This is a genomic window from Parabacteroides sp. FAFU027, from assembly GCF_022808675.1.
Taxonomy (GTDB): Bacteria; Bacteroidota; Bacteroidia; order Bacteroidales; family UBA7332; genus CAXXIC01.
Genome location: NZ_JAKZKV010000005.1, coordinates 188,142 through 204,282, shown reverse-complemented (window position 1 = coordinate 204,282; position 16,141 = coordinate 188,142). Strand labels below are relative to the sequence as shown.

Annotated in this window: 12 protein-coding genes; 3 read left to right on the top strand and 9 right to left on the bottom strand. The window is 43.3% G+C overall.

Annotation, left to right across the window (positions count from 1 at the left end; translation table 11 throughout):
- The first annotated feature begins 99 nt into the window (after positions 1–99).
- The 3 genes from MLE17_RS09605 (at position 100) to MLE17_RS09595 (ending at position 3,428) form a co-directional block, all read left to right on the top strand.
- The gene (locus tag MLE17_RS09605; RefSeq protein WP_243348576.1) at positions 100–1,659 is read left to right on the top strand and encodes a cytochrome ubiquinol oxidase subunit I; all 1,560 of its coding nucleotides are present in this window, start codon (positions 100–102) and stop codon (positions 1,657–1,659) included.
- A gap of 42 nt (positions 1,660–1,701) precedes the next feature.
- Positions 1,702–2,847, top strand: coding sequence for a cytochrome d ubiquinol oxidase subunit II (cydB, locus tag MLE17_RS09600; protein ID WP_243348575.1), 1,146 nt, complete (start codon positions 1,702–1,704; stop codon positions 2,845–2,847).
- Between the two features lie 116 nt (positions 2,848–2,963).
- Positions 2,964–3,428 (top strand): CYTH domain-containing protein, encoded by a 465-nt coding sequence (locus tag MLE17_RS09595; protein WP_243348574.1) that lies wholly within the window; start codon positions 2,964–2,966, stop codon positions 3,426–3,428.
- 18 nt (positions 3,429–3,446) lie between these two features.
- On the opposite strand, the gene MLE17_RS09590 is transcribed toward MLE17_RS09595, so the two are convergent.
- The 9 genes from MLE17_RS09590 to MLE17_RS09555 form a co-directional block, all read right to left on the bottom strand.
- On the bottom strand, positions 3,447–4,163 hold the full coding sequence (locus MLE17_RS09590) for an SDR family NAD(P)-dependent oxidoreductase (RefSeq protein ID WP_243348573.1): 717 nt from the start codon (positions 4,161–4,163) through the stop codon (positions 3,447–3,449).
- A 91-nt stretch (positions 4,164–4,254) separates the two neighbouring features.
- A complete protein-coding gene (locus tag MLE17_RS09585) occupies positions 4,255–6,234 on the bottom strand; it encodes a KUP/HAK/KT family potassium transporter (protein WP_243348572.1) in 1,980 nt (659 codons plus the stop codon).
- 449 nt (positions 6,235–6,683) lie between these two features.
- Positions 6,684–7,379 carry a response regulator gene (locus MLE17_RS09580; RefSeq protein WP_243348571.1) on the bottom strand — a complete coding sequence of 232 codons (696 nt, stop codon included), beginning with the start codon at positions 7,377–7,379 and terminating at the stop codon, positions 6,684–6,686.
- Positions 7,380–7,389: 10 nt separating this feature from the next.
- Entirely contained in the window at positions 7,390–10,056 is a 2,667-nt protein-coding gene (locus tag MLE17_RS09575; RefSeq protein WP_243348570.1) for a sensor histidine kinase, read from the bottom strand.
- Between the two features lie 125 nt (positions 10,057–10,181).
- Positions 10,182–10,766 carry a potassium-transporting ATPase subunit KdpC gene (gene kdpC, locus MLE17_RS09570; RefSeq protein WP_243348569.1) on the bottom strand — a complete coding sequence of 195 codons (585 nt, stop codon included), beginning with the start codon at positions 10,764–10,766 and terminating at the stop codon, positions 10,182–10,184.
- Between the two features lie 10 nt (positions 10,767–10,776).
- Positions 10,777–12,864 carry a potassium-transporting ATPase subunit KdpB gene (gene kdpB / locus MLE17_RS09565; RefSeq protein WP_243348568.1) on the bottom strand — a complete coding sequence of 696 codons (2,088 nt, stop codon included), beginning with the start codon at positions 12,862–12,864 and terminating at the stop codon, positions 10,777–10,779.
- Between the two features lie 10 nt (positions 12,865–12,874).
- Positions 12,875–14,551 (bottom strand): potassium-transporting ATPase subunit KdpA, encoded by a 1,677-nt coding sequence (kdpA, locus tag MLE17_RS09560; protein WP_243348567.1) that lies wholly within the window; start codon positions 14,549–14,551, stop codon positions 12,875–12,877.
- An 11-nt stretch (positions 14,552–14,562) separates the two neighbouring features.
- Positions 14,563–14,640, bottom strand: coding sequence for a K(+)-transporting ATPase subunit F (gene kdpF / locus MLE17_RS18965; protein ID WP_410795622.1), 78 nt, complete (start codon positions 14,638–14,640; stop codon positions 14,563–14,565).
- Between the two features lie 785 nt (positions 14,641–15,425).
- Positions 15,426–15,995, bottom strand: a complete 570-nt coding sequence (locus MLE17_RS09555) for a dihydrofolate reductase family protein (protein WP_243348566.1) — start codon at positions 15,993–15,995, stop codon at positions 15,426–15,428.
- Positions 15,996–16,141: the final 146 nt, after the last annotated feature.

Here is a 16,141-nt window from a genome sequence, read left to right as displayed (position 1 = left end):
GACTAAAGACAAGATTGCCAATTCTACTTTTGCACCATTAGCATGGAAAACAAATCAAAATCAAATAATTATTCACTTTAAAATTTGCACCTATAACTTATGGAGACGATTGATTACTCTCTGGTTGACTGGTCGCGCGCGCAATTTGCGCTGACGGCTATTTATCACTGGATTTTTGTGCCGCTAACACTGGGTTTGGGCGTCATAATGTCCATTATGGAAACTATTTATTACAAAACGGGGAATCCGGAGTGGAAGCGAATCACCCAATTCTGGATGAAGCTCTTTGGAATCAACTTTGCCATTGGTGTGGCTACGGGGATTATTCTGGAGTTTGAATTCGGAACCAACTGGTCAAACTACAGCTGGTTTGTGGGGGATATTTTCGGCGCTCCGCTTGCCATTGAAGGGATTATGGCCTTCTTTATGGAATCAACCTTTATAGCAGTGATGTTCTTTGGCTGGAAAAAGGTAAGCAAAGGATTTCACCTGGCTTCCACCTGGTTGACTGTGATTGGAGCGACCCTCTCAGCGCTTTGGATTCTGGTGGCCAATGCCTGGATGCAGGCACCTGTTGGGATGCACTTTAATCCGGAAACCGTTCGTAACGAGATGATGGATTTTTGGGCGGTATTGTTTTCTCCGGTAGCTATAAACAAATTCCTTCATACGGTGACTTCCAGCTGGATGGTCGGTTCTGCTTTTGTAGTAGGCATCAGTGCATGGTATTTATTGAAGAAAAGAGAAATTGAGTTTGCCCGGAAAAGTATCCTGGTTGCAGCAGTTTTCGGCTTCTTCGGAACATTACTGGCAGCCTGGACAGGAGATGGTTCTGCGTATGAAGTGGCACAGAAACAGCCGATGAAACTGGCTGCCATGGAAGGTCTTTATAAAGGTAACACGCATGCAGGGCTGGTTGTATTTGGAGTGCTTAATTCGGATAAGAAAAGCTATGACGATGTTGTTGAGCCGTTTAAGGTTCGTTATGCTATACCAGGTGCCCTATCTGTACTATCTTTCCGTAATACAGGTGCATTTGTTCCCGGTATCCAGGATATCATGAATGGTGGTTACAAAATGAAAGACAGCAAAGGAAATACCATTACTGCGCTTTCTGCTGAAGAGCGGATTGTACGTGGGAAAGTTGCTATCCAGGCTTTGGCTGACTTTAAGGCGGCGAAAGCTGTTAAGAATGATTCCCTTGCTGCCGTTCATCGTGCTACATTGGAGGCCAATTATGACCACTTCGGCTATGGCTTTATTAAGGATAAAAAAGAACTGGTTCCTAATGTTCCATTGACATTCTATGCTTTCCGTCTTATGATACTCATTGGCGGATTTTTCCTTTTATTCTTTATTGTTCTCTGGGTTGCCGCAAGGAAGAAGATGCTACAAAATAAATGGTTGTTGTGGTTGTCTGTTTTGACTATTCCGCTGGCGTATGTTGCTACTCAATGTGGCTGGATTGTTGCTGAAGTGGGTCGCCAGCCCTGGGTGATTCAGGATATTATGCCAACGTTTGCTGCAGTGTCCCACATTGAGACTGGTTCGGTGAAGATTACCTTCTTCCTGTTTGCAATTCTCTTTACCGTATTGCTGATTGCAGAAGTAGGCATTATGTTGAAACAGATCAAAAAAGGGCCAGAGGCAGCACATTGATAATTAACTGAATTGATTAATCCGGCAATAAAATATAAAGTTATGGACTATACATTTTTGCAACAATATTGGTGGTTTCTGGTTTCGTTACTGGGAGCTTTGTTGGTTTTCCTTCTGTTTGTACAAGGCGGACAGACGCTAATATATACTATCGGAAAAACTGAACTTGAACAAACTATGCTGATTAATGCAACCGGTCGCAAGTGGGAATTTACTTTCACTACGTTGGTGACGTTTGGTGGCGCTTTTTTTGCATCATTTCCTCTCTTTTATTCAACCAGTTTTGGCGGTGCCTACTGGGTGTGGATGATTATCCTGTTCTGCTTTATTATTCAGGCGGTAGCTTATGAGTTCAGAAGTAAGAAAGGTAATTTCCTGGGAAAAAAGACTTACGAGGTTTTTCTATTGATTAACGGTTTTGGAGGACTGATTCTGTTGGGTACAGCTGTTGCTACTTTCTTTACCGGTTCGGAGTTTGTGGTTAACAAACTGAATCTGACCAATCCGATGATGCCTGTTATTTCCAGTTGGACCAATCCGTTGCACGGCCTTGAGGCTGCTTTGAGCATACATAACTTGTTGCTTGGCCTGGCTGTGTTATTCTTGGCCCGGGTGCTGGGTGCATTGTATTACATCAACAGCATTGACGATGAAACGATTTTTGCACGCTCTAAAAAACAGGTGTTGGTTAATGCGATTCCGTTCCTTGTAACCTTCCTTGCTTTTGTGGGATGGACTCTCTTTGGTGATGGCTTTGCTGTAAATCCTGAGACACAGTCGGTTTACTTGGCTCCTGCAAAATATTTCCACAACCTGATTGAAATGCCGGTAGTGCTGATTATTTTCCTGTTGGGCGTTGTGGCAGTGCTGTTTGGTATTGGTAAAACCCTGTTTTCTCCTAAATATACCAAGGGCATCTGGTTTGCAGGTATTGGAACCGTATTGACAGTTCTGGCTCTTTTCCTGATTGCCGGTTACAACAATACGGCTTATTATCCTTCAACAACTGATTTGCAAAGTTCGCTGACTATTTACAACAGTTCATCAAGTCCGTTCACGCTGAAAGCAATGAGCATTGTTTCGCTATTGATTCCGTTTGTATTGGCTTATATCTTCTATGCATGGAAAGCCATCAATAACAAACCGATTGATGCCGCTGAAATGACCGCTGATGAACATTCCTATTGATTGAGGTTAAAAACGTTTCGCTTTTGCCGGAACGTTTTTCTGAAATATTCTACTTTTGTAAGGCAATGTCAGTTGAATGGCATTGCCTTATTTTTTTATCCTAAATGTAAATAACAATGGGGCAGGAGATTGAACGCAAGTTTCTGGTAAATTCGGATGAATTCAAACAATTGGCCAAAGGTATTCATTACCGTCAGGGATACATGAGCCGGACCGAAAAAGGTGTTGTCCGGGTACGTATTGCCGGAGACAAGGGCTTTCTGACAATAAAAGGAAAGAAGAGTGGTATTTCACGCCTGGAATATGAATATGAAATTCCGGTGGAGGATGCAGCCGAAATGCTGGACAGGTTATGTATGAAGCCCGATATTGAGAAATACCGCTATCATATAGACTTCGAGGGTTTTACGTGGGAAGTCGATGAGTTTCTGGGCGCAAATGCCGGCCTTGTAGTCGCCGAAATTGAATTGCCGGAAGAAGATACTCCGTTTACCAAGCCGGATTGGATTGGAGCTGAAGTATCGCACGATGCCCGATACTTCAATTCCAATTTGATAAAACATCCTTATTCGGAGTGGTAGTCAGACTAAGACTACCGCTTATATTTTTTCATATAAAAAACGGGGAATCAGTCGAATCAGTTGTGCCATCCCCCTCCATCGACGGGAAACGTAGATAATTTCGTCTTTTCGAAGCAGCGAGCATACGATTTGTCGGGCAGCTTTTTCCACGGGGGCTACCCAAAAGATACCTTCACCCTGAGCCATCGCCGTATCTACAAATCCCGGACGAATGTCACTAATGACTATGGGTAATCTCAGTTTTCGGGCTTTATTCCTTAACGCCTGCATGTAGTTGATTTGGTAAGCTTTAGAGGCGCCATAGGCAGGTGCAAAACGCATTCCCCGAATGCCTGCCACAGAGCTGACCACCGCAATATGTCCTTCCTCTTTCTCTCTGAAATAGTTAAACGCCCAGTCAGCGATTGCCGTAAATCCCAGTACATTGGTCAGTATGGCCGGTTTCTCCACTTCAAAATCCAGCGCTTCATTTCGATGTCCTGTACCTGAGTTGATTAACAGTAAATCCAGTCCGCCCATTTTATCGACTAGTTCTTTCAAATGATTGACAGACGTGGTTATATCGGTAATGTCAAAAGTCTGGATAATATAGTTTTCCGGATTTTCTGCTTTAAGTTTCTCCAGTAGTTCGGTTCTTCTTCCGGTAATTCCAACCCGATAGCCTTCTTTTACCAATTCTCTGGCAACACCTTGTCCAATGCCGGAGGAGGCTCCTAATACAATTGCTCGTTTCATATTCTACTAATTTGCTGTAAAAATAGCTTTTTTCCCCTAACTCCATAAAAAAAGACCTTGTCCTACGGAGAACAAGGCCTTAAGTCAAATATTAGTCGTTAATCTGTTTGTCATGGAGGAATTGTTTGTCCGACCGTGTGATGCGTGACGGAGTCGCCTGTTGCAACAGGATAGGTACTTTTTCTTCGATAACCGAGCTTGTATCCAGACCCAATGCTTTGACATCGGTGTTACTGATGTGGCGAATAATGTTGTGCAGGTTCATTACGAAGCTTTCCTGTGGTTGCAGTTTGTAGTCCTCGGTCATAATGCGGTCGAGGTTTACAAAGAGGAAGTTGGATGTGATGTTATATTTGCGCAGGGATTCGTAAGGGCTTTCCAGCGAAAATTCCCCTTTGGAAACCATATCCTCAATCACCTGGCGGAAGTAGAGATTGATTCTTCGTTCAATCTTAAATCCGAGTCGGAAGTCGATTTTAATCAATGTGCCGGGGATAATCTGATTTACATGATATTCAAATGTTTCCGGAGCATCGTCATTGTCGATGTGAAGCAGGAAGTAGGTGTTAGCCCGTTTGGGGTTTTTCCTGAAAATGGAATAGATGATTTTTGATTCAATCTGCATCAGGTGATCAGCCTTTGTAATATAGACAAGGTTACCGCTGAGCAAAGGTACTGAATCGTCATTTTTCAGGTCGGTAAACATATCCAGGTGCTTGCGGAGGCTGGTGAAGGTGATATAGCGGTTCTTGATCTTACGGCCATAATACCATCCGTACATGATGGTAAAAAACACTAAGGCCAGTAGGATTGTAAACCAACCACCGTACATGAATTTATGCAGATTGGCAATCAAAAACACTGTCTCAATGGTAATAAACATGGCAATCAGAACAAACCGGAATACCTTCATATATCCTTCACGGGGCAGATAGGAGGAGAGAAGCATGGTGGTCATAATCATCGTAATAGTGATGGAAAGACCGTAAGCCGCTTCCATGTTTTGCGATTTACCAAAGAATACAACGACGAAAGAGCATGCCAGCCACAAGAACCAGTTCACCAACGGAATGTAAACCTGACCTTTTACGTTTGTAGGATAGGCGATTTTAAATTTGGGCCAGAAGCTCAGGGAAATAGATTCGCTCACAAGCGTATAGGAACCACTAATTAATGCCTGACTGGCAATAACTGCAGCTGCAGTAGCAAGGATGATACCCGGGATCAGGAACCAGGACGGCATTACAGCGTAGAAGGGGTTGACACTTTTTGCAATACCCACATGGCTAAGAATCCATGCGCCCTGACCGAAATAGTTGAGAATCAACATTACTTTTACAAAAATCCATGAGATTTGGATGTTCTTGATTCCGCAGTGCCCAAGGTCGGAATAAAGTGCCTCGGCTCCCGTTGTACACAGGAAGACTGCCCCCAGCAATAGGATACCGCTTGGATATTCGGTTAATAATTCGATGGCATAAGCAGGGTTTAGCGCCAGTAAAACGTGTGGCATGGTTACGATCTGACTTACACCTAAAATGCCCAAAGTCAGGAACCAGATAAACATAACCGGGCCGAATGAGGTTCCGACAAAGTTACTACCGAACTGCTGCACAAAGAATAATACTGCCAGAATAAGCAGTACTACCGGAACAACAGGCACATTCGGAGTGATTAGCCTCAATCCTTCCACAGCGGTGGTTACGGTGATGGCAGGAGTGATAACCCCATCGGCCAGCAAGGTACTACCACCAATCATTGTCAGGATGGCGACTGTGCTCGTTTTCTTTTTCAATAAGGCAAACAGGGCAAAAATACCTCCTTCACCGTGGTTGTCAGCCCTAAGGGTGATAATGACATATTTGATGGTGGTCTGAAGTGTCAGTGTCCAGAAGATACAGGAAATGCCTCCCAACACAAGGAGTTCGTTGATCTGTTTTGCTCCCCCCAGGATAGCGCTCATGGTATACAAAGGACTGGTACCGATGTCCCCGTAAACAATTCCTAAGGTTACAATTAGGCCGGCTAATGTGATTTTTTGAATGGCCGAATCGTGTTTCGTCTTGCTCATAAAACCGTTTATTGAATGATTTTTTATCTTTTGCTCAAAAAGCGGGCACAAATATAGCTTTTTGATATCGTATTCTCATGTGTCTTGATAAAATCTTTATACGGGGCTTCTATGATTTTATGTGAGGATTATATCTTTTTTCAATAGGTCTTAGTGAAAGCTTTGTATTTGAATGGGTGTCTTATTATAACAGAATAGAAAGACATTTGTCCTGTTTTTATGCCAGAAAATAAAGCTTAGTGTTTGATTTTCAGAAACTAGAACGCGTTAATAACGATCGCAGCTCTTTTGAATAGCTTGTAACAATCGTGGTTCTATAGGTTATCCCAAAAGTAATTAATAGCAAAACGACTTCGATCAAATCAAGGATCGAAGCCGTTTTGCTATTGAGCTAAGAAAATGCTTATAACGCTATAATTATATCAGGAAGGAAGAGGAAACTTGTCGATTTATATCTTTTTGAACCGGTAACCAACCCCTGATTCGGTAATCAGGAGCTCAGGCATTGCCGGATTTGTCTCAATTTTCTTTCGGAGTTGTGCCACATGTACACGTAGTATCTGTGCATTGTCGGAATAGGGATTTCCCCAAATCTCTTTCATAATAAAAGAGTGCGTCAAAACCCGACCAGCATGTTTGACAAAAAGCGCCAGAATGGCGTATTCGGTAGCTGTGAGTTTAACTTCTGCATTATCAAGCATCACAACGCGGGCTACAAGGTCAACAGACAACCTTCCACTGACAAACAACGGGGATTCTTCCTCTTTACGTGAATGACGCAGCGCTACACGGATGCGGGCCAATAGTTCTCCGGTATTAAAAGGTTTGGTCACGTAATCATCAGCCCCCTGATCCAAAGCCGCGATTTTTGTCATTTCGTCATCCATAACGGTAAGGACGATGATAGGCGTCTTTGACCATTCCCGCAGTTGCTTCAGCACCTGAAGTCCGCTTTTATCAGGCAATCCCAGGTCCAGCAGGATTACATCCGGGTTGTACATGGTTGCAGCCAGCATAGCACTTTTTGCATCTTCCGCCAGATAGGCTTTATAGTCGTGCGCTTCGAGTGTGATGGTCAGCATCCGACGAATCGGTGGCTCATCATCGACGATCAGTACTTTGTATTTTCCTTTATTTTCTTCCATTGCTTATTGATTATTGTTTCAATTGGAAAATCACTTTCAATCCTCCGTGTTTCCGGTTTTGGGCAGAGATGCTACCGCCGTGCGCTTCCACAATCGCTTTTGCAATGGTAAGTCCAAGGCCCATTCCTCCGCTTTTTGAGCCCGGGATGCGGTAGAATTTGTCAAAAAGTTTGTCCAGAGTCAGATCAGGAACCCCTTTCCCGCTATCTGATACTTCCAGTTGTATCAGCCCCGACTCCAGTTGATGTGCTTTGAGGATAATTTCTCCGCCTTCCGGGGAATAATCGATAGCATTGTGGATCACATTGACCAACGCTTGTTTGAGCCAATTGAAATCGAAATTGAGCATGGGCAGATTGTCCTGTACTTCTGTTTTCAAAGAATATTCCGAAAGCTCCGGCCGCAAATCGTTCAATGCTGATCCAATGAGATCGGAAATATCATGTATCTGTAGATTTAACTGCAAATATCCGGATTCAATCTTTGACATATCGAGGATATTTTCCACCAAAACATTGAGCCGCTTGGAAGCCAGATTGAGTTCTTCACAAATGCCGGAACGAATATCGGGATTTGCTGCCGTTTTTTCATCATTCAAATTTGAAATAGCTGAAGAAATGATTGAAATTGGTGTCCGCAATTCGTGTGAAACGCTGTTTAAAACAGTCTGGAAGAGCTTTTGAGACTCTAACGCCACTTCATTTTCACGAATCAGGTCTATGTTGATTTCCCGCTCAATGGCTGTAGAGACCTGACCGACAAAATTGTGTAATACCATCATATCGTTATGGTCGGGACGCTTATTTTCGAGAAATTTAATACAGAGCACGCCGATAATTTCATTGACAGTAGTCAATGGGATGACCTGAATATCTGAGTTGCTCAATGTATCCGTAAACCGACCAGCCGCTTGTCCGTTGTTAAAAACCCAGGAAGCTACAGACCAGTTCTTTTCACTGATCATCTTTTTATTTCCAAAGATTCTTTTATCCAGACCTTTACCGTCCTTATTCTTAAGCAGGATTGCAGCATCAGCAGAGAAATATTTCTGGAGTTTATCCTGAGTTCGTGCCGCCACTTCCTTGATGGAATTGGTACGGTTCAACGCTTCAAGCATGGAATTAAGCATGGTAATATGCTGCTGACTTTTCATTAACACGATTTGGTTTTTCCGTATTTTAGTCACAAAGACAGCTGAAACCATCGCGATCAGAAAATAGGCAAACAAAGTGAATACATCTTCCACGCGTTGGATATGAAAGGTAAACAGTGGAGGTATAAAGAAATAGTTCCAGATAAGAAAATTCAGAAATGCCGTCAATATTACCGGCCCACGGCCTAAAATCAGAGAGAGGACGGCAATCATAATCAGGAAAATAATACCTACAGTCTGGTATCCCATTAAGCCGCTCAATGGAAAACAGATCAAAGAGACTAATGTAACGACGGTTAGCGCTATTGTATAATCCCTTGATTTGAATGATATTCCTTCAAATAAAACGCGTTTCTGCTTTCCGGTTGTTGCTGATTTGTCGGCCTTGATAGCGTAAATATCGATATTCCCACTCTCTTGTATCAGACGGTCTGAAATGTTCTTTTTAGATAACGGATTCCATATGTTTTTTTTGTCCAGCGTTTTGCCCACCACAATCTGGGATACATTATATTCCTTGCCTACCTGCAAAAGTCCGTCTACCACATCGGTATTGGCAACGTGTATAATGGTTGCGCCCAACTTTTCTGAAAGCTCAATATTTTTATTGAGCAGATTCCGGTCTTCTTCCGATAGTTTGTGCCCTGTATCCACACATACAGCCAACCAGCTTGCACCCAGATTATAAGCCATTCGTCGTGTCCAGCGAATTAGTTTTGCAGAATAGGGACTCGGGCCAACGGCAACCATCAGCTTTTCGGTGGTTTTCCAGGGCCCGGTAATGTTTTTTGCCCGCATATAATCAAGCATATCATCATCCACCTTTTCGGCAGTGATACGAAGGGAAAGCTCGCGCAGAGCGTGCAGATTGCCTTTGCGAAAGAAATTCTCCACGGCATGCTGTGCCCGTTCCGGAATATAGACTTTTCCCTCTTCAAGGCGTTTCAACAAATCGTCGGTGGAGATATCGATCAGTTCGATTTCGTCTGCCAGGGCAATGAACGAATCCGGGACCGTTTCGTGTATATGAATACCTGTAATTTCGGTCACAGTTCCTGAACGGCTCTCTATGTGCTGTACATTAACTGTGGTTAAAACGTTGATTCCGTTATCCAGTAGTTCCGTTACATCTTGGTAACGTTTAGCATGACGGCTTCCCGGCACATTCGTATGAGCGAGTTCATCGACAAGAACGTACTGAGGATTACGTTGGAGAATTGCATCAATATCCATTTCTTCGAAGGTCACGGAGCGATAAGGGATCTTCATGCGGGGTAGCACCTCCAATCCCTGGACAAGCGCTTCAGTCTCCTGCCGTTTATGCGTCTCCACCAAACCTACGACTACATCCAGACCTTCCCGTTTCAGGACATGTGCGGCCTGAAGCATGGCATACGTCTTACCCACACCGGCACACATGCCGAAGAAGATTTTCAGTTTTCCTCTTTTTTCGACGCTTTCTTCTTTCTGAATCAGGCGCAGGAGTTCATCCGGATTTGGGCGTCCTTCAATATCATCTATCATATTTTAAACATTTTGGGACTGACCTGTTTTTCAAAATAATATCAGACAGCCTTGCGGATTAAAAAAGAAAAACTTTAAGGGTGATTTCACCCCTAAAGTAATACAATATGATCTCTAAACATCAATTATTTCACTGGAAATTGTTTATCCACCTCAATATTAAGCAATAACACATTGACCCGTTCTTCACCGAGACATCCTAATTGACGACCTTCAATCTGCTGTTTTACAAGATTTGTCAATTTATTCTGTTGAATTGACGAAAGATGTCTGGCTTTTGCAACACGTGCTACTTGTAGCAAAGCCGATTCAGGGGAAATATGAGGATCAAGTCCGCTTCCTGAAGCATAACGCATTTCAGCTGGAATAGCAGTCTCTTTACTCTGTCCATTAGAGGCCAGCCAGACTGAATCACGTTGAGCTACTTGTTGTCTGAGTTTTTCCGAAGTAATAGAAAGGTTACTTGCACCTGAACAATCCGGATTGTAATCTATTGCTGATGGTCGCCCCTGGAAATATTGATTTCCGGTAAACTTTTGTCCGATCAGCTCAGAACCGATATTGCCTTTGCCGGTTTTAATCAGGCTGCCATTCGCTTTATTCGGGAAAATAGCCTGAGCCAATCCAAATACAAGCAATGGATAAAGGACTCCCGTCAGGATCGTCATGGCCAATAACAGCTTTATCGAAGTTAAAATAGAACTCTTCATAGTCATTATATTAAACCAAATGTAAAAAATTAATCAGTAAGTCAATCGCTTTGATGGCTATAAACGGTAAAATAACACCACCCAAACCATAAATCAGGATATTACGGCGCAAAACAACAGTCGCTCCTTCAGGACGGTAAGTTACCCCTTTTAATGCTAACGGGATTAAGGCAACAATAATCAGGGCATTGAAAATCACCGAACTCAGTACTGCGCTTTCAGGACTTTGCAGGTACATGATATTCAATACCGACAAAGGGCCTTTGGCTCCACCCATCGCGTAAACACCCGCAAACACGGCCGGGATAATGGCGAAATATTTGGCAATGTCATTGGCAATACTAAAGGTTGTCAAAGCACCGCGGGTCATTAGCAGCTGTTTGCCGGTTTCCACGATTTCAATCAGTTTGGTTGGGTTACTATCGAGGTCCACCATATTTCCGGCTTCACGGGCTGCCTGCGTGCCGGTATTCATCGCCACACCTACGTCAGCCTGGGCAAGGGCAGGGGCGTCGTTAGTTCCATCACCGATCATACCCACCAGTTTTCCGTCGGCCTGTTCCTGACGGATACGTCCGAGTTTATCTTCCGGTTTGGCTTCTGCAATGAAGTCATCGACACCAGCTTCGGCAGCAATAGCGGCAGCTGTCAACGGATTATCACCGGTAATCATTACCGTTTTTATTCCCATCTTACGCAAGCGGGCAAAACGTTCGCGGATACCTCCTTTCACAATATCTTTCAGGCGAATGACACCAACCACTTTACCATCTTCTGTTACTACCAATGGAGTTGATCCTTCAGATGAGATCTGATTTACAGCTTTATCAATATCTTCCGGATAGACATTATTCTGTGATTCCACATAGTTTTTGATCGCTTCGGCAGCTCCTTTTCGGATGGATTTAATTACCTCGCCTTCTTTATTCAAAATATCAATGCCACTCATACGGGTTTGTGCCGTAAAAGGAATAAAGTTGACGTGCATATCATGTAATTCGCGTCCGCGGATATTGAATTTCTCTTTCGCCAACACCACGATGGAACGGCCTTCCGGTGTGTCATCGGACAAGGATGAAAGCTGGGCAATATCAGCCAGTTGCTGCTCATTCACTCCGGCGGTGGGGACAAACTCAGTTGCCATACGGTTTCCTAAGGTGATAGTACCGGTTTTATCGAGCAGTAATACGTCAATGTCACCGGCTGCTTCTACGGCACGGCCGCTTTTAGCAATCACGTTTTTCGACATCAACCGGTCCATGCCGCTGATACCAATAGCGCTCAAAAGTCCGCCAATGGTAGTCGGAATCAGACAAACCAATAAGGAAATCAGGATCGGCAGAGTCAATGTTACATGTTCACCCGATTGAGAAGCCGTATAAACTGCAAATGGTTGCAATGTAACGGTAACGAGCAAGAATACGATAGTCAAACCCGAGAGCAGAATACTCAAGGCAATCTCGTTAGGGGTTTTCTTGCGTTTAGCACCTTCCACCAGAGCAATCATACGGTCGATAAATGAGTGTCCGGGATCGGAAACAATGCTTACGATAATCTTATCGCTCAACACCTTGGTTCCGCCCGTTACTGCCGAACGGTCACCACCGCTTTCACGAATCACAGGGGCAGATTCACCGGTCACCGCCGATTCGTCAATCGTTGCAATACCTTCGATCACATCGCCATCAAGCGGAATGATGTCTCCGGCTTCACACACCACAATATCGCCTTTGTGCAGATCATTTGCCAAAACCTGAACCTCTTTATCTCCTTCGAGTTTACGGGCATAAGAGTTGGTTTTCAGTTTGCGTAAAGAGTCGGCTTGCGCCTTTCCACGCCCTTCTGCCATTGACTCTGCAAAATTGGCAAAGAGTAACGTAAACCACAGCCAGATCGTAATCTGAAGATTAAATCCGCTGAAAGAGTGGTTGATCAAATCCTGAATGACAAGTATGGTCGTCAGAATAGCGCCCACAAATACGACAAACATCACCGGATTTTTCAGCTGGGTTTTCGGATTTAATTTGATAAATGAGTCTTTAAGGGCTACTCCGATCAGCTCCTTATCGAACATTCCTATATTTTTCGCACGCTTCATAGCTTAACAATTAAAAAGTTTTACCGGAGAGCATCAGGATGTGCTCTATGATTGGTCCCAATGATAATGCAGGGAAGAAAGTCAATGCCCCGACGATTAATATGATAGAAATCAATAAGAAAACAAAGGTCATGTTGTCGGTCTGGAAAGTTCCTGCCGAAACAGGCACAATCTTCTTGCGGGAAAGACTTCCCGCAATGGCTAATACAGGCAGAATGATGCCGAATCGCCCGATCAGCATCCCGATACCGATCATGATGTTGTAAAAAGGAGTATTGGTGGATAATCCGGCGAAAGCGCTTCCGTTATTTCCTGCTGCGGAGGTAAAAGCGTATAGTATTTCGCTGAAACCGTGCGGTCCTTTATTGGCGATACTATTCAGTCCGGCCGGAATCAAAACCGCTATTGCTGTAAACGTCAGTATAACAAAACTCGGCAATACCACCCCGATAATCGCCATCTTCATTTCGAACGATTCGATTTTTTTGCCCAGATATTCAGGAGTACGACCTACCATCAGTCCGGCAATGAACACAGTAAGGATTACGAAGACCAGCATGCCATATAGACCGGCTCCAACGCCTCCGAAGATAATTTCCCCGAGCATCATGTTAAACAGAGCAACCATTCCCGATAATGGAGATAAACTACTGTGCATAGCATTGACCGAACCATTTGATGCTGCGGTGGTTGCATTTTCCCATAACACACTATTCAGGATGCCAAACCGGGTCTCTTTGCCCTCCATAATGTGTCCGGCAAATGAAAATTCAGAGTAAGTGGTAATGGCTTGTCCGACCAGAAAAAGAATCAACATGGTGGTAAACAGTATCCAGCCCTGCCTGACCGAACCTACCATTTTCCCATAAGTAAAGGTGAGACCAGCCGGAAGTAGCAGGATAGCCAGCATTTCGAGGAAGTTACACAGGGGAGTCGGATTTTCAAAAGGGTGAGCGCTGTTTGCCCCGAAAAATCCTCCACCGTTTGTTCCCAGTTGCTTGATCGCAATTTGCGATGCTGCCGGTCCTTGTGGCAGTATCTGTTTAGCGCCTTCAAGGGTAGTAACCTCTGAATAGTGTGAGAAATTCTGGACCACACCCTGGCTAACGAGGAATACTGCAAACACAATACTTAATGGCAACAGCACATAAACGACACTGCGGGTCAGATCGGCAAAGAAATTTCCGAGGTTTTCAGAGGTCCGGTTGCGCAACCCGCGGATCAGGGCAAGGATTACCGTGATTCCGGTAGCGGCGCTGACAAAGTTTTGCACGGCAAGCCCCAACATTTGGGTCAGGTAGCTCATGGTATTTTCACCGGAATAGCTTTGCCAATTGGTATTCGTCATAAAGCTGACTGCGGTGTTAAAGGCCAACGTTCCTTCCACATTTTTCTGATGTTGTGGATTCAGCCCAAGATGTTGCTGGAAGAGCTGGAGTAAAAAGACAACCAGGAAACCCGTGAGATTGAAGAACAAAAGAGCGAAGGTATATTTCTTCCAGTCCATCTGCTTTTCAGGGTCGATGTCGCAGATTTTGTAAATTGACTTTTCAGCCCATAGAAAAGCTTTTTTCCCTTTGAATGGCTTGTTTTCAAATACATTAGCCATAAACTTACCTGTAATGGGCGTCAAAACTACCAATGCTACGATATACAGGGTCAATTGGATCACATCAAAATAGTTCATACTTGCCGTTTTTAGAATTTTTCCGGATTTAACAATGAGTAAACGAGATAGATCAGTAGTAGAATCACTACAATAAATGAAATAATCATCATAATCTTTGAATTTTGATTAAGAAATGAATGGGTAGAACGCGATATTCACTTAAACAACTTTTTATTGCTTTTTTGTTCATGAAATCAGTTAATTAGGCTATATGCAATTCCTTTACGTAAATCTCAATAGTTGCAATTGCAAAGTTCAGTCGGAAGGAGTAAATTGGATATAAAGAATAGTAATGGCGATATAAAGATTTTGTAAAGAAAATCTTGTATTGTGAACCACATCCAATTCAATCACGGCGGTAATAGTATTTATCCAGTTTGAAAAGATGCCCTATCAGTCCGGCAATCACAAAAAGGAGAGCAAGTCCACCCAAGAAACCAAGAATAAACAAAATTGTTTCCATAACTTTACTTTTAAGATGCCTGTAAACAAGAATATTAAGTGCAAATGGTTGAAAATCCTATTCCCGTTTTTTGTTCCTGTTTACATCTGCAAAGTTCGGGCGGAAAGAATAAATATGTTGTAAAGAAAAGAGGGTGACGGGTGAGGATTTTATAAAGAAACAGGCTTGTTCCAAGGTGTGAGGGATTGAGGGAGTGAAGAATGAGGGTGATGTCATTCTCTGGCGCGAGGATGGCGAAGCGTTCCTCGTGCAGGGGATTCAAACAGCTTGTAGCTGTTTTAGAATTCGAAGAATTCTGCATTCCAATAGGCTGCAAGAAAAACTATAGCCTTAGGCGCATTGTGCTTATTGAAAGGACAGCTACAAGCTGTCTGGTTTTTTGGTACGAGATACGCTATCGCTAAACGCGCACCAGTGAGGGCATTGTTATTATCTATCCACTGTATAATTCAGCTCAGTTACCCCGCAAGAAAATGGTCGGGAAGACAATAGGTTTAGTTTGATTTTGTCTTTGATGTCTACAAACAATGGAATACCTTGACCAAGAATAATTGGATTGACAAATAGCCAGAAGCCGTCAATCAAGTTCAATTGCATAAGAAAATGTGTTGCAGTTGGGCTACCAAAAAGCAGGATTTCATTACCGGCCATTTGTTTTATTTCGCTTATTCTGTCCGCAAGGTTGTCGCTAATTATTGTTGTGTTAGTTAAACCCGCCTCTTTCAATGTTTTTGATAAAACGACTTTGTGAGCTTTGTTATACCACTTTGAATGTTCAATGTCATGCTTCGTTGCAGCCGGTTTGTCTGCTGCTGTAGGCCAGTAATTTTCCATCATCTGGTAAGTTACCCGTCCATATAATGCAGTGTCGCTCTCGCTTATCCGCTTACCGACAAAATCAAAAATTTCTTCATCAACTTTTATCCAGTCCATTTCTCCGTTGGGTCCTGCTACAAAACCGTCAAGCGACATGTGCATAAATGAAATTATTTTTCTCATAGGATTCTGTTTTTTGTTGTCGTTGGTTTGTTTGTCTTTTTACGTTAGTGGCTATGCGCTGTGTGGAATGCAAAACCCCATTACGGGCTTTACCCATGCAACCTTCAAAAATCTACAAGGCATATGAACCGTTGTTAGCTGTATTG